Origin of the sequence: Faecalicatena contorta (genome assembly GCF_022835095.1) — a bacterium.
GTDB lineage: Bacteria > Bacillota > Clostridia > Lachnospirales > Lachnospiraceae > Faecalicatena > Faecalicatena contorta.
Genome location: NZ_BQNQ01000001.1, coordinates 1011166 through 1033711, shown reverse-complemented (window position 1 = coordinate 1033711; position 22546 = coordinate 1011166). Strand labels below are relative to the sequence as shown.

Genomic DNA, 22546 nt, shown 5'->3' with positions numbered 1-22546 from the left:
CAAAGTTTATTTAATAGTTCAGACAAGCTGGACTGTTACGCATCCAGCCATTAAAAATCGCTTCGCGATGGTCAGAACACTGTCTTTTTGAAACTATGCTTTGCCACAAAGCCGACGATTTCATCGGCCTCTTTCTTGTTGGCTGCATCAGAAATTACCAGATCGAGCCCTTTTGGAGAAATGTTATTCACAATCGTGTTCAGCTGATTTTTGGAGGCTTCCACAACAAGGCCCTTTCCGGCATTCTGGATTTTATGTACATATTCCAGGTTCTGAGTGATGTCCGGCTGGCTGGAAACCTGAACCCACTGTATCATATTAATATCTTTGATCCCCAAAATCATGTCCAGGTGGCGCAGTTGTTCCAGCCCATCCATGTGATAGATTGCATGGTCAAGCCATCCAGCGCTTCTTTCCAGCTCCTCTACGATAAATTCACGGAACATTTCCGGCGAAATCATTACGGACAAATCGCATTGCAGCTGCATGTGTGTTCCCGGGCACCATGTATTATAATATCCATGTACAGAGCCGCCGTCATTATTTTCCCTTATAACCCTGAATATTTCATCTCCGCTTTCCATAAGGATATCTACCATCTTGTTTCCATATTTTCTGACCAGTTCCGGTTCTTCCAGCAGATCCAGAATGAACTCTTCTCCTCCCCGCAGCTGTGACAGAGCATCATAACTACCACAGTTGTCAGGAGGTGATACGAAGAACTTTCCTTTGCCTGCTTCGGCCAGATATTCCAGGGCTTTCAGTTCGGCCTGGAATACCGGATTTTGACGGTCAAATTCAAAATCAAAACTCTCGTAGTCTTCAAATGCAGGCTGTACCCAGATCGTATCCGGGAAATACGAAACCTCTGCATTCAGGTACTTAGCATGTCCTCCTGTTCCCCAGTATGGAAAAATACAGGGGAATGCATCTCCACCAAAATAAGTTTTTTCAAAACGCCTTAGATTTCTTTCCAGGATAAGCTCCGGATTCGTGTAATACTCCCTCAGCGCTTCCTGCCCCTCTGGTTTTATATCTACAAAAGGATCATTTTCATCCTTCGGACATTTCACCGAAATGCACGGCCTGTCCAGAATTTCATTTTCCCAGAGAAGTACCAGCCTCTTTTTTATTGTTTCCCAGTTTTCCTGATACATTAATTCCATATACAATACCTCCTGCATGATTAAGCTATTGAAATAAGCATAACAATGCAGGAGGCTTTCTACTTGATTTATCTTACGATTTTATTGCACTTTCCTCCAGTATTTTTTTATCGCTTCTGTATCTGCCGGGCGAAGCTCCATACTTCTTTTTAAATACCCGGTTAAAATAGGATATATTTTCAAAACCACTCTGAAGTGCAACAGCCGTAATGTGGATGTTGGTTGTCTTTAACAGCATACACGCATGGTCTAACCTTTTTTCCAGTACATATTTTGAGAAAGGCATCTGTACTACTTCCCTGAACACAGTCGAAAAGTAATTTTCACTCATATGAACCATCTCCGCCATACCTCCCAGCGTCAAACGCTCCTGATAATGGGAATTGATATAGTCAACTGCCTGTGTAACGCAATGATAATTTTTCCAGGGAGGCTTCGCCTGGTCATCAAAACTCTCGGATTCCTGATAGTAGCGGTAAATCATAGCAAGCATCTTCATTAAATCAGCCTTGATTAAAATCCGGTATCCCGGCTTTTTTTCCCGCCATTCTTTGTCCAGCGCAAATATAATCGGGGTTACAGCCTCGGCAATATCTCCACCTGCCTTGAAGAAAGGTTCATAATTTTCTTTCCGCTCAAAAAAGGCCTTAAGATACATATAATCCATCTGGCTGCCATTCCATATTAAATCTGCATTAAAAACGATCACCTTCAGCATAAGCATTCCCGTATTCATCGCCATATGGTATTCCTGATTATTAATCAAACAGATATCCCCTGTATGCAGTTCATATTTATTATTGCCGATCAGATAATATCCCCCGCCATGAACCACATAGTTTATTTCCAGACAGTCATGATTGTGCACCGTTATCTTCTCGGAGGGTAGGTGATTGTTCTGTCCGTTCCCATTGAAAATATCAAAGGGAAATTCATTTTTCTGAATTACATCATCTTTCGCGTAAATCATTTAATTCTCCAGTTTGTCCTGCTTTTATAGTTCCATGTTAATTGTACCAAATCGCTGGCGCGACGGCTAGCATAGTCTTTGAAACATTTTTTAAATCTATTAAAAACTTAGCAGTTTTTGCATATATGTTTTATTGTTAAGTTACCGCACCAAACAATAAAAATGCCATTCGATAAAAATCGAATGACACTTCAAAGCTTTTCTTTATATCGTTTTTTCCACAAACTCAAATTCTTCCTGCATAACCAGCGCCGCCGCACCTATGGCGCCCAGATCCGGGCCAAACTCAGAACCAAGTATCTGCAGCCCTTTGTAATTTTCTTTTAACGAGTTCTCTTTTACACATTTTCGCAATATTTCAAAAAATGGCTCACCAATCCTGACCATCTCGCCGTAGAATACAATTTTCCTGGGGGCAAATATATTTACTAGCATACTGAACGTCTCGCCCAAATACCCTGCCACCTGTTTCATCAGATTCTGCGAATCAGGATGCTTCAAAAGTACGGAATCCACAAAGGTCACGATTGTAATTTCACTCAGATCGCCGTTCACCATATCCACAATTTCCCGAAACCGTCCTACTTTGATACCATCTTTAATCTTACTCACGATTGCAAAGTCCGATACTTCCGTGTTCAGGCAGCCGTAACGCCCGCATGAACAGATCCGGCTCCCTCCGCTTACCTTTACATGGCCAATCTCCCCCGGAAAACCATTAATGCTGCTGACCGGCATATTATTGATAATCGGCATAACCCTTGCACCGGTACGGACAGAAAAAAACAGCATATCTTCACATTTCCCATTGTATACCAGACATTTATATGCATAAATCATACCGCTTACATTGTTCTCCATGTAACACGGAAGCCCAAACTCCTCTTCGATCATCCTCTTCAGGGGTATATTATCCCAATCCCTGATGTGGCTGTACGAAATGGCGATTCCCTTCTTTTTATTGCTGTACCCGGGTACACCCAAACCAATACCCAGCACTTTCCCCTTTTTTCCATGCAAAATATCCATAGCACGGTAAATATTCTCTTTCAACATTGTTAGAACTGCATCCGCATGGGTTTGTGACTCTGCTATTACACTTTCTCTTGAGTATATAACATTGCCGGCAAAATCCAGAACAACACAATGCATAATCCGGCCGTTGAATTCCAGGCCGATAAAATACCCGCCATCCGGATTGATCCGCAGCCACACCGGTTTTCTCCCCACTCTTGCTTCCGCGCATTCTTCCTCATAAATCAAACCTTCGCCAAGCATCTCTTCAATCGTATTCAATACGGTCGTCATACTATATGCTGTTGCTTTTTTCACATCATATCTGGAAACATCCTTCTGATACCGAATAATACTCAGCATTTTATTTCGCTGATAGTATTTTCGACTTTCCATGATGGATTCCCTGCTCATAGCCTTAACCTCTCGGATTCATGAATTTTATATATATTCTTCATATATCATACTCTTAATCCATCCGGCATGCAAGCTTTGGCGCCCATTTTCAGGGGCTTTCCTATCCTTTTGCAAACAGTTCGGTCCCGTCTGGACTGTTACCCCTTTACTGCCCCTGCGGTCAGACCCTTAACAAATTGTTTCTGAACGATAATATAGAATACAAGCATTGGTATCGTAATCAAAGTCAGCGCCGCAAATAAAGTCCCCGGCTGGCTGAAATAAGCTCCATTGTACTGCTGTGCGATCAGCGGCAGTGTTTTCACAGACTCCTTGGTCAGCGTACACATGGCAAGGAAGAACTCATTCCATGAAGTCAGAAACTGCCAGATGACAATGACCACAATACCCGGCTTCAGAAGAGGACATACAATCTGCAGGAATAGCCGGATAATCCCGCACCCGTCAATCACCGCGGCTTCCTCCAATTCTTCCGGAATTCCTACCATAAAGCCTTGAAGAATCGTAATGGCAAAAGGGATTCCGAGCGCTGCATATGGAAAAATCAGCCCTAAGTAATTATTAATCCAGCCCAGTCTGCTGTTCAGCTGCGTAATCGGAACAACAAGCCCCGCTATCGGCACCATCAGAGTACATAAAAGAATATTGTATATCAGAACCTTTCCATGCACATTCTTTCTGGAAAAGCCGAACACAGCCATACTGGCACAAATTGTAACAAGCGCCACCGATGTGACCGTAACGATCACACTTCCCATAAAATTCTTCCATAGATCAGGATTCTGTCTCAGCACGTTTGCATAGTTTTTAAACGTCACGTCCGAAATAAACAGCTGCGGTAACCCGATTGTATCCGGTGTCCGTAGAGACATGCTTACCATGAAGATCAGCGGAACCATAAAAATCAATGTCACGATTATGAGAACTATACTCCAGATTATCTGCTTTTGCTTCTCTTTGGCTGTCATGGTTTAGTCTGCCTCCTTCCTCATAAAATCGCCCGCTCCAAGCCCCTTCACCTGGAATACAGTAAGCACCAGTGCGAATAGTAATATTACCACGGATAAGGCGGACGCATATCCCATCTGCTGATTTGTGAACCCAGACTGGAAAATGTAAGTTCCCGGCATCTCTGATGCATGATTCGGACCTCCTCCTGTCATGGTATAGATCAGCCCGAATGTCTGAAGTGAGCCGATGATGCCGAGCATCAAAAGGGATTTATGTGTGGATGCCAGTGAGGGAATATAAATATATAAAATTTCCTTCCACCGCGTCGCCCCGTCTATTTTTGCCGCTTCCTTCATATCCTCCGGGATTTGGGACATTCCTGCCACATACATGATCATGGACCATCCCGTCCATTCCCATATGTTTGCGATAATACATCCAAAAATTGCAGTATTGGGCATTCCCAGGATATTTACCTGTCCTCCGATACCAAGAGCCGACAAATAATGTGTAATGATCCCCTGATATGGCTGCAGCATTTTTCCCCAAACAATAGCTACAACTACTACAGACGTAACTACCGGAAGGAAAAATACTGTCCTGAATATACCTTTTCCTTTTTGAAGCTGCTCTTCTATTATATATGCCAGGAAAAATCCGACTCCTGCCTGAATCGGCACTGTCGTGATAATCCAGAAAAGAGAATTTCTCATAGTCGTCAGGAATACTTTATCCTGGAAAATTCTGATATAATTCTCCATTCCGACAAAAGTCATATTTTTCAGAGTAGACCAACTGAACAAACTGCTCCAGCCTACAAACCCTATCGGATATAAAATATAAAACAGGAAGAACAGTACAGACGGAAGAATAAACAAATACCCTGGGATATTATGTTTTTTCTTTCCCTTTGCCTTTACTGCTATGTTACTCATCTTTTATCCTCCTTCCAGCCGCATTACTGTATATGTTCACACTGCCGTGTTCAAATATGGGAGAACCTCTGCCTCATAAAAAGGGGTTGGTTCTCCCAGTTAAGTTCACCTAAGACTTATCTGTTTGGGATTATAAACATTGTCTCCGCCGCCTATAATGCGTCCTGCGCATCCTGTACTGCCTGGCATCCCTGCTCTGGCGTAAGTTCGCCGGAACCAACGCCTGCAAGTGCATTCTGCAGTGCTGTTTCAATCGTAGGCTCGCCGATTCTTTGATTCATTGCGCTGTTCAAATCTTCTGAGAAGCTGTTATACTGTTCAACCAGGTCTTTGTTCAGTTCTGTATTCTTAGGTTCAATCCCTTTGAACGCCGGAAGGTTGTTTACATCATCCACACATGCCTGGATACCTGCACCTGCGCTGAATGATTTGAGTGCTTTCCATGCAGCATCCGGATTTTTACAATTCTTTGTGATTCCATAACCAAAGTCTATACCGCCCACAGGAGTTGCCGGATTTTTAGCCGTTCCTACAGCCGGCAGATAGAAGAACCCAAAATCCCAGTCAGCAATCGTTGTTGCCGGATCTTCCGCGGTAAATTCCTGACACCACCAGGAACCAAGCGCCATCATCGCCGCTGAATCAGATACAAATGCAGGAGTTCCGTTCGTATTTGCATCTGCAGACATCGCTCCCGTCTGAACGATCCCATCATCAAACATCAGTTTAAAGTTGCTCATTGCCTCCACCATAGCAGGATCTGTCCATTTAATTTCGCCGGATTGTGCTTTGTCAAATATCGTTGTGTCCAGCTGTGAACACAGCATAGTAAAGAGATTTACACACTGCCATCCATTGGCTCCGCCAAAGAACAAAGGCGCCACGCCATTATCATTAAGTGTCTTGCAAACCGCTTTAAATTCGTCATATGTTTTCGGAATATCAAGGCCGTATTTTTCGAATACGTTCTTATTGTAAACTATAGAAATCACCTGTGCCTCTACGGGAAGTATGTAATTGCCTTCATCTCCCGGCTTATTCCCCATCTGAATCTGGTCTGCAATCATATCCGGGTAATTATCTTTCCAGTTATCGCCCCACTCCTCCTGTGCATAAGAAGAATAATCCATAAGGTAATCCGCATACTGCGCGGTCAGGGAACCTGGCTGAAGGCCAATAATGTCCGGAAGATTGTCCGATGCGGCTGCTGCAGACAATGCTGAGAGATATTCCGGATCATAATTATAATAGGTAAACTCAATCTTAATATCCGGATTTTCTTTTTCAAAAGCCTCAATCATCTTGTCACATGTACGTGTAATCGGGGACCATGACCACATGGTCAATGTCGTCTTTTCTGTTCCGTTGCCACTGCTTTCACTTGTTTTGGCATCACCGCTCTTGCTGTCTCCGTCTGAAGAGCTGCCGCAGGCTGCCAGGCCTGCAACCATTGTCAATGCTAATACTACACTTGCCACTTTTTTCAACTTCATACTGTTTTCCTCCATCTTTTTCTACGTGTTTTCACTTTGTTCTGCTGCATTCCCGCAAAACGGTTCCCTCCGGGCGTGAATGTCCGTATGCCCTTCGGTTATATTACTCTCCCACTAGTGGAAGTAGGATTCCTCCCTGTTATTTCACTCTGCCTAAACGGTTCTCTTTATATATGTCAAAGAATCTAGCTATTTCATCCACATCTAATGAAGCTTCTCCGCCAAGAATATATTTTGTAATCAAAATCTGTTCTGCTATTGATTCCGATGCTTCCACTACATTCATGGCTTCCTCCACAGTCCTGCCTACCGCAAGGCTTCCGTGGTTTCCCAGGAGTACGATTCTGTATCCCTCCGCAAAATAAGGCTCTGCCATCGTCATAATGAACTTTGTTCCCGGCGCCCCATATGGCGCACACGGGATCTTATGGAAGTTTCCCATCATCTCCGGAAGCGCCGTTGTCTCAACATCCAGCCCCGCCATAGAAAATGCAGTCAGTACTTTCGAGTGGCTGTGAACAACGCCTCCCACATCCCAGCCGTTCTCTTCGCAGATATCATAGGCCATACTGTGCATGATAATTTCCGAAGTTTCTTTCATCCCAAAAATGCGCTCCCCATCCTGATTCACAACAGCAATCTTCTCCGGTGTGAGAAGGCCTTTATTTTGTCCGGTTGGCGTAATATAAATTTTGCCATCCACTTTTGCAGAAATATTCCCTGCAAAGGAATTGACCAGCCCTTTGTCGTCCATGCGCTTAGCTACAGCCAGCACCTGATTTACCACCTCCTCAGATATTCCCAGTTCTTTCATTTTTTCCATGTAATGTTCGCTCATCTTTGTCCTCCTTTTTATTTACATGTACGATACTTTCCGTACTACTTGCAGATCCCTTTTTCTGTCATTTTCTGCAAATCCGCTTTCCATCTTTCTTTTTCTTCTGTATGAGGCTGGTATTCCTTCATTTCGAATGAATTTGCGGCTAATTCCCTGATCTGGCTAACCGATGCCACCTCCCTCATCGAATACATCTGTGTCATCACATTACCGGCCAGTGTTGCATATGGCATCCCCCCATAGACAGGCATTCCCAGCGCATCGCTGACAAACTGCATCAGCACATAATTTCTGCTCCCGCCATTTACTCCCGACACCTTCTCTACCGGAATCGCAAGCTCCTTTTTCAAGTACTCAACACAATACATGACTTTCAACGCAATGCTTTCCAATATACAGCGGACAAATTCTGCATCTGTCTGTAGTGTCTGCTGCCCGGTTCGTTCCAGATAGGCATTTATTTTTTCTTTTGCATTGCCGCCCGCATTATTTAGATGTGTATCATCGGCATCCACATACACACGCTTTGATTTACATGAAAGAGCCATTTCCATAATTGTGTCATACTCATAATCATGTCCCTCGGCCTTCCAGGTTCTTCTCAGTTCATTCAGGAGCCAGAATGCTGCAAAATCCCGATATAGTATCTTTCGGTCTTCTATGACTCCCGCATTTTTAAATCCGCCTTCATAGGCCTTATCACTGACAATGCAGCGGGAAAGTTCGATTCCCATATTAATATTGGTTCCAATGCTCATGTAAACCTGGTTTATGCCGAAGCCCGGGATTCCAACCACCGCCGACGCTGTATCATGTCCCGGAACTGCAATAACCTTCGTATCCCCGTTTCTTGTGACAGAAGCAATCTCAGGGAGAACGCAGCCTTTTACCGACCCTGTATCCACAATGCCCGTCAGCATCCCTTCCTGTATGCCAAGCCTTCGGAACACCTCCCACGCCCAGTCATCCTGCTCCGGCTTCATGAGCCCCGATGTTCCCGCAATCGAACGCTCGGTTGACATCTCCCCACAGAGAAAATATGCCAGCAGATCCGGCAGAAAAAGCATCTTATCTGCCAACTCTATGATCTTATCCCCATGTTCTATGTACGAGTAAAGCTGAGGCAATGTATAAGAACGATTAGGCTGGCATCCGGTGAGTTCAAACAGTTTTCTCTTTGGAAGCACTTCGTAAGATTTCTCCAAAGACTGTTCTGTGCGCAGATCCCGGTAATGATAAACCGGCTCCAAAAGCCTTCCTCTTTTATCCAGAAATCCGTAGCTTGCCCCCCACGTATCAATACCAATCGTGGCTGCCCCCTGCTCCCCGGAGTAAAAGTCAAGACCTTTTAATATGCTATTGTAAAGCGCAAACAAATCCCAGTATAGATTTCCATTCAAGGACAAGGGCTGGTTTGGAAAGTCAAAATAGTCTCCAATCTCGACGTGATCCCCGTCAAAATATCCTTTTGCCATCTTACCGCCGCTGGCTCCCAGGTCTGCCGCAATAGATATCTGCTTCTTCATTGCTTTCCTCCTGTTGTTTTTTCTTTTTCGATAATATTATTCTATCTAATAACAACTTAAATGTCAATATTTAAATTCTATATCGGTTATTTTTAGTATTTTTACCCCATATTATTATTGTTTTCGATACAATTGAATGCTGAAATCCTATTATTTTTCTATAAAAACGCACAAATTATGGGTACAAGGCACTTTTACAGCCAAAAATAAGCGTCATTAAAAAAATAGGAATATGCCGTGAAAAATCACGTGCTGGAAAGCACTCAATTCCACGGCATATTCCTATTCTTTAGTAAAGGACTTAAAACATGTCTGTTCAGTACAAAGTTCCCACATATCCATCTGCTTCCTGCTGCATATAACATTCGCAGTACTGATCTGATTCTATGATCTTCAATGCATACTCCATCCCTGCTGCAAGTTCTTTCTCCTTTAATTCGTCCATCGGGATCATCTCCTTCATTTAACAAATTGTGTATACTAAAATAAATGTACCCCCAGCAGCTCCAGAATTTCATCATGCGGGCGGTCTGCGTCCGCCTGGAACACATCGATATGATTCAGATCCCCACATCTGTCTGTAAACGCAGGGAATAAGAAGCCGCACTCCGGATTCCCGGGATTATATTCCCCAAGAAGCGGGCATACAGCGCAGATAATATATTCAAATACTTCCTCAGACTCCCATAAGCGTTCATGATCAGATGCCTTTGCCGGTATGTCATAGCGGTCATGAAATAATAGAACAGCGTAATCTGATTTGGCATGGTATTGTTCCATCACAGTTTCATAAAATGTGTCCAGCAGGGCATCATTTTTCAACCCGCATTCTTTTATTGCCATAAGCATCTGCCACATACTGCCAGGTTTTTGCTGTTCTTGCGGAAATTCATATTTTCTCAGATTTACATTCGTAGGCGAGTAAGGAATTGCCTTCGCCAGCGCCAGCTTATTTGTCCGCTCCGCTGGGGACAGTTTTAAAAAATTTATATTAAAACTTCCGTCGAATATTCCTTCTCTGTCTGCATAGCACCCGGCAATTCTTGTAACAGAATTACGGGTGAGGGTCATACGTCTGGTTAGTTCCAACATGTCTTCTCTGTTTATAATGTTTTTTGTTTTTATCATTATTATTCTCGCTTTGATTAGTCACTCTATTTCTGTTGAGTCCGGGGGCAGATTTCTTATATGTACTAAAAATGCTCTTGCAGCTTTGCCTTCATCCTGATTGTAATCGTAACCGCTAGGTTCTGCTACCCAAAGAGCTGTGTTTTACGCTTCGCATAGGTATCGTTAGATTTTTCCTTTTTAATTTTTAAATGAAACAAATAAGACAATACCTATTTGTCAATTTTACTCTTCATAGTATAATCCAGTTTTAAAGGATATTCAATAAAATATTGATCCATTCCAGAAGCACTTTTTTGTTTATTGTTGAATCAAGCGAAAATAAAAATGCCTACCCTGTCCGGCCAAAAACGGGGTAGGCGCGTCCTCATGTAGGTCGTAATCCTTAACTGTAAGGCTCGAGAAAATCAAAAAGAAAAGCCTGGAAAACATATCCCCACTGGAAATTTCAATGCCGCTAAGTATTGATTACTTAGGGATACTTTTTGGGTAATCTATTTTTCAGATCCTCCAATCTCTCTTTTATTGATCATACTTTAACAAAGGTTCTCTTGATATTCTTTTATGCATTCATCGAGATACATTTCTATCTCCTGTACGGTATCCATTTGAAAAACTCTTTCTTTAATGGCATCTGCCTTTTTCCCAGTAAGATTGCGTATAATATATTTAATGGCTGCTGTTTGTGAAGAAACCATGCTCAATTCATCAATTCCAAGGCTGACCCATATAGGAACCATTCTTTCATCAGAGGCAGCTTCTCCACAAATTCCGACCTGAATTCCAGCGGCATGTGCATCTTGTACCACCTTGCGTATAGCACGGAGGACAGAAGGGCAGCAGACAGAATATAGGTATTGAGTCTTTTCATTCATACGATCGGAAGCAGTAATATACTGGATTAAATCGTTAGTTCCAATGCTGAAGAAGTCTGCCTCTCTGGCTAGAATATCGCTGATAAGGACTGCAGCAGGAGTTTCGATCATGATTCCTATCCGGATAGAACCATCATAAGGTATGTTTTCTCTGGCCAGTTCCTGCATACATACTTCAGTAAGATGTCTGGCTTGCCGCAGTTCAGTCAAGTTTACAATCATTGGAAACATAATGGACAAATGACCATAAACAGATGCTCTTAAAATAGCACGCAGCTGAGTTTTAAATATGTCTTTTCTGTCCAGACAAATCCGGATAGCACGATATCCGAGAAAAGGATTGGATTCTTCGGGCAGCTGCATATAATCAATGCTCTTATCACCGCCAATATCAAGCGTGCGTATGATGGTTTCTTTCCCCCCAGTTTTTTTGGCCAGATTCTTGTATATCTGAAACTGTGTTTCTTCGGTAGGATAATCTGATTCAGCCATATAAAGAAATTCCGTACGGAATAGTCCTATTCCGTCATAAGCTGATATGTCTATTGAGTTGATATCGTCCTTTTGACCAGCATTTACGCAGATTTTTATGTACTGGCCGTTTAATGTAAAAGCTTTTTCTTTCTCAACCTCACGAAGCAGTGCTTTTCTGTTCTTTTCTGCTTCCATATTTTCTTTATATTTCCGTATAATACTTTGATCCGGTTCAAAGACAACTTCCCCGGTCTCACCATTCATCCATACAGATTTGCCTGAGTCAGCATGGGAAAGTGCGCCTTTGGCACCGACAATGGCTGGAATGCCAAGCGTTTTTGCTAAAATTACAGTGTGGGAAGTTTGTCCGCCCTTTTCTGTGATGAAGCCCCGAAGCCAGGTTTTGTCCAAACGCACAGTATCTGCTGGGGCAAGGTCCTCAGCAATAATGATAAATGGCTGATCCATGTGTGAAAGCTTGTCAATAGGGGATGTGCTGCCCAGCATTTTGTCAATTAAAGCATTACATACATTCTCAATATCACTCCCGCGTTCTTTCATATAAAGGTCATCCAGCCCGAGAAACATCTGCATAGTCTGATTTTTTTCTTCATTTAATGTATACTCAATGTTTATGAGTTCTTCTTTCATCCTTTTAAGCGGATTATCAAAAAATACATCATCGTTTACCATTTCAAGATATGCCCGGAAAATAGCGGCTTCATTTTCACCGATTTCCTGTCGGGTTTTTTCATAAAGCTGGGACAGCTCCGCCTGATAACTTTTTCTGGCATCATTTAATTTTTTCTCTTCGGCTGCAATTTCAGATTCTGATATGTGAATACATTTCAATTCCTGTATCGCATTTTGTATAGTAACAATAATTCCGCAAGCCTGTCCCCGTGTCCCGGTTAGTCCTTTGATTGACTGCATTCTATTCACCTCATTCAAATAATGATTCTGTAACTGTAAAAGGTTATGGACAGCTGCATCAATCTTTTAGCTCTTCAATAAATCGGACAATTTTCTCTCCGGCCTCTTCTTCATCCGGGCCTTCTATTTCTAAAGTGAACCTGGCTCCTTGTGAAAGACCGCTGGCCAGAATACTAATGATACTTTTGGGGTTTACAACAGCGGTTCCTGTAATCAGACGGATATCGCTGCTGATATTGTGGCAAAGTGCGGCAAAATCAGATGCAGGCCTCGCATGAAGCCCTGTTTCATTTTGGATCGTTAATTCTTTTCTGTACATGTTACAATCTCCTTTAATCTTCGCCTTCATTTTGGTATGCTTCTCTTAAAATTACACGAATCTGCTCGGTACATTTTTCGGCATTCATACCGGTTACAAGTGGAAATACATTCAGGCAATATCTGGTTCCTTCCGGAAACTTGTAAGGCATAGTTGTAAACTGTACGTCATAGTTTTGAGACATGGCTGGCAGTTCCATGGAACTGCAGGTTGAGACTTCAGCCGGAATCTTCTCTGACTGTGCCAGTTCACTAATGATGTTTTTGCAAAGCGTTGATGTACAGCATCCACTGCCGCATGCGATGATGATTTTCAGTGTTCTTTTCATAATGTTTGATCTCCTTTTTTTGTTATGCATGAATAAGGATCTGGTATATTTCCATCTCACTTTTTGCATTCATAAGTTGTTCCCATGTTTTTGGATCTTTGGCAATTGAAATTACCTTTGTAAATGTTTCCAGATACTTTTTTGAGTCTCTTTCGGAAACTGTAAACAATAGATGGATTGGGTCATGTTCTTCAAGCCCAAAAGGTACTCCATTTTTATAGATCACCAGACTTAAGCCCGAATTGAGTGCTCCAGATTTTGGCGCTGAATGAGCAAAAACAAGGTGGGGCATGACAGAGTAATAAGGTCCAAATTCTTGTAATGTATTTATCATTGCGGTTATGTATGATTCTGTAATATCACCATGCTCCAAAAGCAGCTGCCCGCCTGTCCGGATTGCTTCTTCCCAGGAACTGGCCGAAGCATTCAGACAAAGCCGGGATGGATCTGTCAGAGAATGCAAGAAATTAACTCCTGTGCTGACTTCATTGGAAGCCGGCTTCATTTGACGGTAGATCTTATTTGTCATAGTAAGTATTTTTTCATAATCATTGATGTTCAGGATTGAATTAACAACTACTGTAGGTATCTGAATATCCGGCAGTTTTTGTGTTGAAATTATGAAATCAATCTGCTCAAATACAAGCTTGTTTATCTTGCTGCGGTCAAATGCACCTTGAACACGCAAATTAAAGCGGGATTCAATTTGTGCTGCAAGCATTTGTGCTGTTGCCATGCTGCCTGGTGCAATAATACAAATATTTAATTTTGGCTTTTTTACCAAATTCCTTTCATACGCAGCACAGATATGCATGGTGATATAAAAGATATCATCTTCACTGTAGGTGTGATGAAAATAGTCTTCTAAATATAAAATGTTTCTTTTTACAGCGTCAAAAATAATGGAATACTGACCGGCAAAATCATGCTTCTTTTGCGGGCTGGAGGTACATAACGCAGAAGTGTTCGTCCGTCCGGAATTCATCATGTTTTCAAAATGATTTACTAAAAATGCAAAAGATTCGGTTTCATTGCAAAGTGGAACGCCTACAACGTTTGATATTTTGTATAAAAAGTCTGCAATGACAGTATATAAGTCAATCATAAAAGCGGAGGGTTTCTCCGTAAATATCTGATGCGTCATGAGGTCTTGCGTCATGGACTGGATCTCTGCAATAGAAATAATACCCAGTTCTTTAAAAATAAAGGACGTAAATTTATACTCAATATTATTTTCAATAAAGTCATCACCTGCTGCAAATTGTGTGAGGCATTTACCGCGTACATAGCGGTTGGCTGCAATAAAAAGGTTCAGACAGACCTTTGTGAACGAATACTCTGTCAATGAGGAAGAAACAGTGAGTTCAGCAATATGAGTAATTTCTGCTATACTTTCAAGAGAAATACTGCGGGCTACTTCATTTAACAGCATCTGCTGAAATGTGGTTAGATTGTTTATCTGCCCGATTGCATGGACTAATACATCTGCGATAAGATTTCTGGTCTGCTTTTCGTCACACAGGATAAAAATTCCAGTATCAGAAGAAAAAGAAATCGTTGCTTCAAATTTACTGATTCTTTCTTTGAGTTGGTTTAAATCATAGTAAATAGTGGTTCTGGATACGAACAGGAGCTGTGTCAATTGATGTACAGTCAACGGCGTATCAGATGATAAAAGTTTTAACAGCAGAAGCAGGCGGCGTTCTTTAGCAGACAGATGATACTCATAGGTATTAATTGTTTTTAGATACTGAAGTATTTTTGCAGTATTTGTAGAAGGATCAATTACTATGCTGCCAGCATTGTCTGTATGTATTTTCTTTAAATCCATACTATAAAGCACTTCATTAATTTCATTAATGTCATTATAGATGCTGCGTTCGGATACACCATATTTCTGTGAAAAATCCCGGATGCTGTACTCTGGATTTTCAGAAAGAAACAGATTCTGCAGAATTTCTACGCTTCGACCTTTCATGAATTCCACCCCTCTCTTTGTTTGGATAAGTTTTCCATAAAAAATTGCAAAAAATCAATGTTTTATTGTGAATTTAATAAAATGCTAACATAATAATTTTACGATTTCAACAAAAACAAAAGTAAAAAACGTCATTTTGTTGTTCAAAAAATTTCAAAAATTTTGAAAAAGACATGACATGCGAAAGTGTTTACATTTTGGTAATGTTAGTATATATTTAACAAAATAAGGGACAAAATTTTGTATGTTAATGTGCACTTTTTAGCAGGGCCCGTCAGAAATGCCCAAGCAAAATTTCCGAAAAATTTTAAAAGAGAAAAGGAGAATTTAAAATGAATGCTATTATTACGGGTATTAAAGATGCTATTTTAGCAGTATATAGTTCTGGGGCATCTGTTTTCCTCCCAGTTATTTTTATCCTGGTTGGTTTGTTTTTTCGAATGAAATTCGCAGATGCATTAAGAGCTGGCCTCCGTGCTGGAATCGGGATCGCTGGTGTGGGTTTGGTTACAAATTATATGATTACGACATTAGGACCTGTCACAGAGTATTATGCGGCAAAGGGTTCCGGATTTACGATTGTGGATATCCCCTGGTCTGTATCCGCAGCGCTGCCGTTTGCGTTACCTTTTGCTGTATTTCTTATTCCGGCATTTGCAATTTTGAGCCTGCTGCTTGTAAAGTTCAAAGTATTTAAGACGCTGCAGGTTAATATTTGGGATTATGGCATTCCTCTTGTAGTATCAGGATTCGCATATGTTATGTTTGACAGTCTTGTGATTGCTGTTATCTGTGCATTTGCTAACTTTATCTGGGGAATCTGGCTAGGAGATTTGTTTGCTAAGAAATGGTCAGGTGCCCTTGGGATGGAGGGAACAACAACCTCTAACACAACCCATATGAGTCTTGCAGGACCAGTATGCTGGCTAATTAATAAAATTCTGGATCACGTCCCGGGAATTAATAAAATCAGCATTACACCAAAGACAATACAGGAAAAACTTGGGATTGTTGGTGAGCCTGCAGTAATCGGCCTTATAGTCGGCATGTTTATGGGAGTGATTACGGGACAGAATCTGACAACAATCTGCGCAATAGGGATGGGAATATCAGGAAGTATGATGTTGATTCCTCAAGTACTGAAAATTTTTCTGGAAGGATTAGGAATGATTACTCAGGCGGCGCAAAAATGGGCTGTAAAACATATTGGGAAAGATGCAGAGTGTTATATCGCATGTGATATGGCTATGTCAATAGGGTCTCCGGTTGTAATTACTATTAACAGCATTATGCTTCCTATTGCTGTTGCATTTGCGCTTATTGTCCCGGGATTCTCTTATTTTCCTACAGGTTTAATGGGTGGGATTATTTATATGGTCGGTTTTTGCACTATGTATTGTAAAGAAGATTTTCTCCGTTCACTGTTGTGTTCAGCGGTTTATGTATGCTTCATAATGGCACTGATGAATTATCTGGCTCCGGAAATTGGAAGTGTATATAAATTCTTAGACCCGTCTTTAGCAGGAGACGTTACTTCCGGACCTGCACTTGACTGGTTTACAATCATTATGTGCGGAATTAAAAGATTCTTTCTAGGAATATAAAAAAGTAACTAATTTAACAATACATCATAAAGAGGAACTATTTCGTGAAAAAAATTATTAATGCAAGAGTAATAACTCCATTTCGCTGTATAGAAAATTGTGAAGTGGCATACGAAAAGGGAAAAATCACAGGAATCGGAGAGAATCTGGGTACGGCAGAAAGAGTAGTGGATGCAGAAGGAATGTATCTTTCGCCTGGGTTTATTGATTTACATATACATGGAGGCGGAGGCTTTAGTTTTTGTGAAGCAGATGAAGGGAAAATCAGGCAGGCTTTATTGCTGAGTGCGGAACATGGTGTGACTTCTGTTTTTGCATCCCATATGTTTCCGCTCCCGGAATTAGGAAAAATATTGTGGAAAGTTATGAACGACAGCTCAGGGCCGGAAATTCTGGGTATGCATTCAGAGTGCCTGGATTGGGATTACATATATGGAGAGCCCTGTAATCAGGGAAAAGAAGCTCCCGCGTATACACCGGATAAATATGTACATTTGATTAAGCAGATTCCTGCATTACGGAAGATCGGCGTGGATCCTTCCCTTAAGGGGGCAGCAGAGTTTACACGATTTTTTACTTCTAGCGGGATTAAGGTTGCGATTTCCCATTGTGGTCCTGCCACATATGAGCAGGTTATGGAGTGTGTGGAAGCGGGAGCTGACTGTGTCACACATTTATATACAGGAATGTCTGGTGTTTACCGGGATCAGCAGACAGGAGAGCGTTTTCCTGGCGTAATTGAGGACTGTTTGATGGAACCGGAACTTATAGCAGAAGTAATCGGAAATGGCAGACATCTGACTGGACAAATGCTGAATCTTATCTATCGTTTCAAAGGCACAGGCGGTATGTATCTTACCACGGACAGTGCGGTTCAAAAAGAGCCTTTTAAAGAAGGGGAGGAAATGGTGGTTCCAAATCATTTGCCAGACAGGATATCAATTAAGACAATGGCTCCTATGGATTATATCGTGAGAGAGACCGTGAAATGTTCGGATATCCCCCTTCTTCAGGCAGTCCGTATGGCGACGTATAATCCTGCTAAAATGGCCGGAGTGTCAGACAGAAAAGGAAAGATTGGCATAGGTTATGACGCGGATCTCATTGTATTTGATGAGGGAGTGAATGTAAAGCTGGTTATCGCCAGAGGAAAGGTTATGAAAAACGAACTGGAATTCATCTGATGGTTATCCGGCTAAGAAGAAAGGACGGGACATAAAGAAAGGACGGGACATGAAGAAAGAAGATATATTAGTTGTGGATGGAACAGCGGATAGCTGGGAGCAGGCTATTCATCTTGCCGGAGGTACATTATATGAAAATGGGTTTGTAAAAGAAGGGTTTGAACAGGCCTGTATAGACAGGGAAAAGACATATCCTACAGGACTTTTAATGGATACCTCGATTGCAATTCCGCATACCGATGACCAATTTGTAATAAAAGCTGGTGTCTGTATACTGCGTCTGAAGGAACCGGTAGATTTTTACCGGATGGATGCGCCAGATGATATTGTATCTACCAGACTCGTGTTTAATCTGGCACTTCCCAGAGGCAGCCAACAGATTTCGATTCTGCAAAAAATAATTGCAGCAGTATCGAACACAGAATTTACACACCAGTGCATGGAACTCGAAACAGAAGACTTACGGAAGATGTTTGTGAAATATTCACTTTGTGAAGAAGTGATCTTAGGCTCGTAGACTTACAGGTTTCCAGGGTTGCCGGCTATTGAAAAATTTATACAGGGCATCATGGTTCAAACGAATCTTGATGCCCTGTATTGTAGTTATCTATTTTCCGGCTCCGCTGTAACAGTATTGGTTATTAATTTAATGGACACATTTTCCTAAACAACAGCATTAACTGTTTCTCCATGTAAATAGGATTCTATATTGAATATTGTAGTGTTCATAATGCGCTGCCTGCATTCTATAGAAGCCCATGAAATATGCGGTGTTATTAAACAATTCTCAATATTTAACAGTGGATTGTCCTCAGTGATTGGCTCTGTTGAAACAACATCCAAACCTGCAGCCCCTACTTTCCCGCTTTTAAGAGCCTCTGCTAAGTCTCTCTCATTCACCAATTGTCCGCGTGAGTTATTAATAAGTATTACACCGTCTTTCATCTTAGCTATTGAATCCTGATTAATCATACCCTCATTATCTCTTGTCAAATTACAGTGTAAACTAATCACATCGCTTTTCTTATACAGTTCATCTAAGTCTGTATATTTCGCCAGTTTCATTCCGCTTTCATTTGGATATGGATCGTATGCAATTACATTCATTCCCAAAGCCTGGGCAATTGCCCCTTCTGCCTGGCCAATCCGTCCAAAACCAATAATGCCGATCGTCTTTCCTGACAATTCAATAAGCGGATAATCCCAGTAACACCAATCTTCACACTTTGTCCATACGCCATTTTGGACGGTATCATTGTGGTGGCCAATATGGCAGCATATTTCCAGTAAAAGAGCAATTGAATATTGAGCAACTGAATAAGTGCCGTAACTTGGAACATTGCATACGGTCACTCCGGCGGCCTTTGCTGCTGCAGTATCGATAACGTTATAGCCTGTAGCTAATACACAAATTAACTTTAGATCTTTGGAGTATTCAATTACCTTCTTTGAAATCGGTGTTTTATTAGTCAGGACAATTTCTGCACCTGCAATCCTCCCTGTAATTACATCGTCTTTATTTTCGGTGCGGTCATAAATCTCAACTTCTCCATATTTATTCAGAGATTCCCAACTCAGATCACCTGGATTTTCTGTATATCCATCTAATACAACAATTTTCATATCATTTATTCCTCCTATTGAATTCTTGCATTGACACCGTGTTCAATAAAAAAATGGGCTATCGGTTCCAGCTCTTCACGATTCATATTTTTCTTATCTCCCATCGGCCATTTCATGCCGAGAGGCTCATATTTTGTTTTCCCAAATGCATGAAAGGGCAGCAGCCATACGTGCGGATTTGCCTCTAATTTATTTATAAACTGAACAGTTTCTTCTAGCATTGGCGCTGAGTCATTGTAGTCTGGAATTATTGGCATCCTTATTTCATATGGTTTACCCACTCTGTCCATATAACGTATGTTGTCTAAAATAATCGAATTAAACACACCTGTCATTTCTTTATGTTTTGAATTAAACACGCACTTTAGGTCAACATACACCAGATCAATATATTCCATTACTTCTTTAAAAGTCTTTAGATTACAATATGCAGTTGTATCCAGCAGCGTATGGATACGTTCTTGTTTACATTGTTTTATGATTTCCAGTAAAAATACCGGCTGTCCTAAAACCTCTCCTCCGCTGAATGTTACTCCACCGCCAGATTCTTTATAAAGCAGCTGGTCTTTTCGTATCTCCTCCATAACTTCATCTGATGTCATTGATTTACCAACCAGCTTTCTGGCATTATAAAAACATTCTTCAACACATTTTCCACATCCAATGCAGCCTTTATTTATAAGCACTGCGCCAGTCGGGCATACTTTAACGCACGCATTGCAATGTACACACTTATCTCTATAATACATAACCTCCGGTTGGATATTTTGTGACTCTGGATTTGCACACCATAAGCACCGCAGCGGACACCCTTTAAAGAACACGGTGGTTCTCAGCCCCGGTCCATCATGCAGGGACAGATTTTGAATGTCAAATATAATTCCTGATTCCATACAACTCTCCTTTTCACTTTTATAATTTCGCCAAAGAACTCGCAGTAAGCTGCAGGACTTTGACTTTCGCGGCAGTCACCAAGTTCAGGCAATTTAGACTTTGGCTCTTTGCGATCAGGAATAAAGCTGCGCAGTCTGAATATTATCTAAGCCTGCACAGCTTTTTTAATTGCTTACATTACGTTAAAGTTAATTTTTTGAGATCAGTTGGCTTTCAGCTGCTTTTTCCAGATATGGTCTTAAAGCTTCTTTCATCTTTTCTTTCCCGCTTATCATATTTACAACAGAGATAACGTCAATATGTGACTTGACGCTGGCAGGAATTCGTTCGCTCAGACCGGATGTAGTAATAATTAAATTACAGGAAACAGATTCTACTTTAGACAATGATGCTTCGTCAATTTCTATATCTTTGATATTATAGCCCAGTTCAGTAATACTATTTGAAACAAGCTTTTTTGCCATTATACTGGTTCCAACTCCGTTTACACAAATTGTCATAATTTTATACATACATTTTCCTCCTGAAATAAAAATATTTCCTCAATTGTTCAAAACCAAGAACACTTATCATACTGCCTTTATTCTATATAAATAGTCTGAAGATCATGAAGATAATACTTGGGATTAAGTTGCTATCAATGGATGGCGCTGCTATACCCTCTGCCAGAATCCCCATCTCATAAGCCAGAACACCTCCAAATATGTGTGAAATTAATCCACAGATAAATCCAACTGCAATAACAGCCTTCCAACCACCTTTACGGTTCGCAAATACGCCGATAGATGCTGAGTCAAAAAAAGCAGAAGGCACAGCGAAAAACAAAAAAATCGGAGTTTTAAATATCAGGCACATTACGGTACACAAAATTCCAGCACTCAGATATGAGATAAACGACAGGATCACTGAAATCGGAGAAAAGCCAAAGTACGCAATACAGTCTACTGCCGGTACGCTTCCTGGAATAACCTTTTCAGAAATTCCCTGAAATGCCGGAATCAGGGATGATAAGAACATATTTACACCTTGCAGTAAAATTACTGCACCAGCTCCAAATTGGAAACCTTGAATAATCATATAAACAAATGAATTATATTCTCCGGCAGACTCATTCAGAGCACCAATGGCTGTTGGATTTCCAATGAAAGTCACAATGCCCCAGGTCAGCAGGAATGTAATGACCATTGAAATAGTTAAATTCATCGTAGAGTCACTAAAGATGTTCAAAAAACCCGGTAAGTGTAAATTGTTCGTATCATCTTTCTCAGGATCTCCAAAGAAACCACCAATTTTATCTGCAATGAATGCTCCAAACTGGTTTCCATGTCCCAGACAGAATCCTCCATCTGTAATTTCCATTGATGTTTTGTATGTCAGCATTGGTGAAATTGTCCACCATAAAGCAGAAAATGCAACCACGGGGATATATAGCATGATTCCCTCCCAACCCATAACGGAGTAGAAGAAAATCATTAAAATACACATAAACTCCAGTGCTTTGTGAACTGTTAAATAAACTGCTTTAAAAAATTTATTAAATATTTTGACAAGTAAGATGTGTACAAACCATGAAACAATAAATAATGGCATGATTCTCGGAGCCAGATATTTCATTCCCTCAGCAAGATAAATCATAAACGTCCCACTGGTTTGTACGATTCCACTTTCAACCCCCAGAGATGGTGTCAATGTAGTATTGATAACCTGCAGCGCAGAGATTGCCAGATTGCTGCCTGCTGTAAAAATGTAGTAACCTAATATAGTTTTAATAACACCTATGAATGTTTCCCGCGCATTCTTCTTTTGAAGTAGTAGACCACATAATGCAATAAGACCAAGAAAAATAGCGTTTTCTCCAATTATATTGGCAAACAGCCAGTCTATTACAGTATTCAT

Annotated in this window: 21 protein-coding genes and 1 pseudogene; 3 read left to right on the top strand and 19 right to left on the bottom strand. The window is 41.1% G+C overall.

The window, feature by feature from the left end; all coding sequences use genetic code 11:
• Positions 1-71: 71 nt before the first annotated feature.
• The 15 genes and pseudogenes from MWG26_RS04705 to MWG26_RS23150 all read right to left on the bottom strand — a co-directional run.
• Positions 72-1166 carry a uroporphyrinogen decarboxylase/cobalamine-independent methonine synthase family protein gene (locus MWG26_RS04705; protein ID WP_025654912.1) on the bottom strand — a complete coding sequence of 365 codons (1095 nt, stop codon included), beginning with the start codon at positions 1164-1166 and terminating at the stop codon, positions 72-74.
• Between the two features lie 73 nt (positions 1167-1239).
• Positions 1240-2136, bottom strand: a complete 897-nt coding sequence (locus MWG26_RS04700; protein ID WP_025654911.1) for an AraC family transcriptional regulator — start codon at positions 2134-2136, stop codon at positions 1240-1242.
• A gap of 204 nt (positions 2137-2340) precedes the next feature.
• Positions 2341-3546, bottom strand: a complete 1206-nt coding sequence (locus MWG26_RS04695; protein ID WP_162149253.1) for an ROK family protein — start codon at positions 3544-3546, stop codon at positions 2341-2343.
• 158 nt (positions 3547-3704) lie between these two features.
• The gene (locus tag MWG26_RS04690; RefSeq protein ID WP_025654909.1) at positions 3705-4535 is read right to left on the bottom strand and encodes a carbohydrate ABC transporter permease; all 831 of its coding nucleotides are present in this window, start codon (positions 4533-4535) and stop codon (positions 3705-3707) included.
• A 3-nt stretch (positions 4536-4538) separates the two neighbouring features.
• Complete coding sequence (locus MWG26_RS04685) at positions 4539-5453, bottom strand: carbohydrate ABC transporter permease (RefSeq protein ID WP_025654908.1); 915 nt, start codon at positions 5451-5453, stop codon at positions 4539-4541.
• A 152-nt stretch (positions 5454-5605) separates the two neighbouring features.
• Positions 5606-6946 (bottom strand): ABC transporter substrate-binding protein, encoded by a 1341-nt coding sequence (locus MWG26_RS04680; RefSeq protein WP_025654907.1) that lies wholly within the window; start codon positions 6944-6946, stop codon positions 5606-5608.
• A 139-nt stretch (positions 6947-7085) separates the two neighbouring features.
• Positions 7086-7784, bottom strand: coding sequence for a class II aldolase/adducin family protein (locus MWG26_RS04675; protein ID WP_025654906.1), 699 nt, complete (start codon positions 7782-7784; stop codon positions 7086-7088).
• A 41-nt stretch (positions 7785-7825) separates the two neighbouring features.
• Positions 7826-9310 carry a rhamnulokinase gene (locus MWG26_RS04670; protein WP_025654905.1) on the bottom strand — a complete coding sequence of 495 codons (1485 nt, stop codon included), beginning with the start codon at positions 9308-9310 and terminating at the stop codon, positions 7826-7828.
• Positions 9311-9626: 316 nt separating this feature from the next.
• Entirely contained in the window at positions 9627-9755 is a 129-nt protein-coding gene (locus tag MWG26_RS22690; protein WP_275891937.1) for an NUDIX hydrolase, read from the bottom strand.
• 35 nt (positions 9756-9790) lie between these two features.
• Entirely contained in the window at positions 9791-10420 is a 630-nt protein-coding gene (locus MWG26_RS04665) for a DUF4317 family protein (RefSeq protein ID WP_025654904.1), read from the bottom strand.
• 554 nt (positions 10421-10974) lie between these two features.
• Positions 10975-12720 (bottom strand): phosphoenolpyruvate--protein phosphotransferase, encoded by a 1746-nt coding sequence (ptsP, locus tag MWG26_RS04660; protein ID WP_044926457.1) that lies wholly within the window; start codon positions 12718-12720, stop codon positions 10975-10977.
• A 58-nt stretch (positions 12721-12778) separates the two neighbouring features.
• The gene (locus tag MWG26_RS04655) at positions 12779-13039 is read right to left on the bottom strand and encodes an HPr family phosphocarrier protein (RefSeq protein WP_025654902.1); all 261 of its coding nucleotides are present in this window, start codon (positions 13037-13039) and stop codon (positions 12779-12781) included.
• 13 nt (positions 13040-13052) lie between these two features.
• Entirely contained in the window at positions 13053-13367 is a 315-nt protein-coding gene (locus tag MWG26_RS04650; protein WP_025654901.1) for a PTS sugar transporter subunit IIB, read from the bottom strand.
• A 22-nt stretch (positions 13368-13389) separates the two neighbouring features.
• Positions 13390-15198: a BglG family transcription antiterminator gene (locus MWG26_RS04645; RefSeq protein ID WP_240285631.1), complete on the bottom strand. Its 1809-nt coding sequence runs from the start codon at positions 15196-15198 to the stop codon at positions 13390-13392.
• Positions 15199-15345, bottom strand: a pseudogene (locus MWG26_RS23150) (HTH domain-containing protein); the annotation flags it as partial.
• Positions 15346-15677: 332 nt separating this feature from the next.
• Here MWG26_RS23150 and MWG26_RS04640 point away from each other — a divergent pair.
• The 3 genes from MWG26_RS04640 to MWG26_RS04630 are packed head-to-tail and all read left to right on the top strand — an operon-like array spanning position 15678 to position 18650.
• Complete coding sequence (locus tag MWG26_RS04640) at positions 15678-16949, top strand: PTS transporter subunit IIC (protein ID WP_025654899.1); 1272 nt, start codon at positions 15678-15680, stop codon at positions 16947-16949.
• A gap of 44 nt (positions 16950-16993) precedes the next feature.
• A complete protein-coding gene (locus tag MWG26_RS04635) occupies positions 16994-18133 on the top strand; it encodes an N-acetylglucosamine-6-phosphate deacetylase (RefSeq protein WP_025654898.1) in 1140 nt (379 codons plus the stop codon).
• Positions 18134-18182: 49 nt separating this feature from the next.
• Positions 18183-18650 carry a PTS sugar transporter subunit IIA gene (locus MWG26_RS04630; protein ID WP_025654897.1) on the top strand — a complete coding sequence of 156 codons (468 nt, stop codon included), beginning with the start codon at positions 18183-18185 and terminating at the stop codon, positions 18648-18650.
• A gap of 146 nt (positions 18651-18796) precedes the next feature.
• On the opposite strand, the gene MWG26_RS04625 is transcribed toward MWG26_RS04630, so the two are convergent.
• From MWG26_RS04625 to MWG26_RS04610, 4 genes are all read right to left on the bottom strand, one after another.
• The gene (locus tag MWG26_RS04625) at positions 18797-19756 is read right to left on the bottom strand and encodes a D-2-hydroxyacid dehydrogenase (RefSeq protein ID WP_025654896.1); all 960 of its coding nucleotides are present in this window, start codon (positions 19754-19756) and stop codon (positions 18797-18799) included.
• Between the two features lie 14 nt (positions 19757-19770).
• A complete protein-coding gene (locus MWG26_RS04620) occupies positions 19771-20649 on the bottom strand; it encodes a glycyl-radical enzyme activating protein (RefSeq protein WP_025654895.1) in 879 nt (292 codons plus the stop codon).
• Between the two features lie 189 nt (positions 20650-20838).
• Positions 20839-21162 carry a PTS sugar transporter subunit IIB gene (locus MWG26_RS04615; RefSeq protein WP_025654894.1) on the bottom strand — a complete coding sequence of 108 codons (324 nt, stop codon included), beginning with the start codon at positions 21160-21162 and terminating at the stop codon, positions 20839-20841.
• Between the two features lie 73 nt (positions 21163-21235).
• Positions 21236-22546 (bottom strand): PTS transporter subunit IIC, encoded by a 1311-nt coding sequence (locus tag MWG26_RS04610; protein ID WP_117441043.1) that lies wholly within the window; start codon positions 22544-22546, stop codon positions 21236-21238.

Excerpts from the sequence above, each read along its gene's own strand:
- ptsP (WP_044926457.1), bottom strand. The coding sequence starts at position 12,720 with ATGCAGTCAATCAAAGGACTAACCGGGACACGGGGACAGGCTTGCGGA.
- MWG26_RS04670 (WP_025654905.1), bottom strand. The coding sequence starts at position 9,310 with ATGAAGAAGCAGATATCTATTGCGGCAGACCTGGGAGCCAGCGGCGGT.
- MWG26_RS04620 (WP_025654895.1), bottom strand. The coding sequence starts at position 20,649 with ATGGAATCAGGAATTATATTTGACATTCAAAATCTGTCCCTGCATGAT.
- MWG26_RS04650 (WP_025654901.1), bottom strand. The coding sequence starts at position 13,367 with ATGAAAAGAACACTGAAAATCATCATCGCATGCGGCAGTGGATGCTGT.
- MWG26_RS04625 (WP_025654896.1), bottom strand. The coding sequence starts at position 19,756 with ATGAAAATTGTTGTATTAGATGGATATACAGAAAATCCAGGTGATCTG.
- MWG26_RS04685 (WP_025654908.1), bottom strand. The coding sequence starts at position 5,453 with ATGAGTAACATAGCAGTAAAGGCAAAGGGAAAGAAAAAACATAATATC.
- MWG26_RS04680 (WP_025654907.1), bottom strand. The coding sequence starts at position 6,946 with ATGAAGTTGAAAAAAGTGGCAAGTGTAGTATTAGCATTGACAATGGTT.
- MWG26_RS04645 (WP_240285631.1), bottom strand. The coding sequence starts at position 15,198 with ATGGATTTAAAGAAAATACATACAGACAATGCTGGCAGCATAGTAATT.
- MWG26_RS04630 (WP_025654897.1), top strand. The coding sequence starts at position 18,183 with ATGAAGAAAGAAGATATATTAGTTGTGGATGGAACAGCGGATAGCTGG.
- MWG26_RS04640 (WP_025654899.1), top strand. The coding sequence starts at position 15,678 with ATGAATGCTATTATTACGGGTATTAAAGATGCTATTTTAGCAGTATAT.
- MWG26_RS04615 (WP_025654894.1), bottom strand. The coding sequence starts at position 21,162 with ATGTATAAAATTATGACAATTTGTGTAAACGGAGTTGGAACCAGTATA.
- MWG26_RS22690 (WP_275891937.1), bottom strand. The coding sequence starts at position 9,755 with ATGGACGAATTAAAGGAGAAAGAACTTGCAGCAGGGATGGAGTATGCA.
- MWG26_RS04655 (WP_025654902.1), bottom strand. The coding sequence starts at position 13,039 with ATGTACAGAAAAGAATTAACGATCCAAAATGAAACAGGGCTTCATGCG.
- MWG26_RS04700 (WP_025654911.1), bottom strand. The coding sequence starts at position 2,136 with ATGATTTACGCGAAAGATGATGTAATTCAGAAAAATGAATTTCCCTTT.
- MWG26_RS04695 (WP_162149253.1), bottom strand. The coding sequence starts at position 3,546 with ATGGAAAGTCGAAAATACTATCAGCGAAATAAAATGCTGAGTATTATT.
- MWG26_RS04690 (WP_025654909.1), bottom strand. The coding sequence starts at position 4,535 with ATGACAGCCAAAGAGAAGCAAAAGCAGATAATCTGGAGTATAGTTCTC.
- MWG26_RS04705 (WP_025654912.1), bottom strand. The coding sequence starts at position 1,166 with ATGGAATTAATGTATCAGGAAAACTGGGAAACAATAAAAAAGAGGCTG.
- MWG26_RS04610 (WP_117441043.1), bottom strand. The coding sequence starts at position 22,546 with ATGAATACTGTAATAGACTGGCTGTTTGCCAATATAATTGGAGAAAAC.
- MWG26_RS04675 (WP_025654906.1), bottom strand. The coding sequence starts at position 7,784 with ATGAGCGAACATTACATGGAAAAAATGAAAGAACTGGGAATATCTGAG.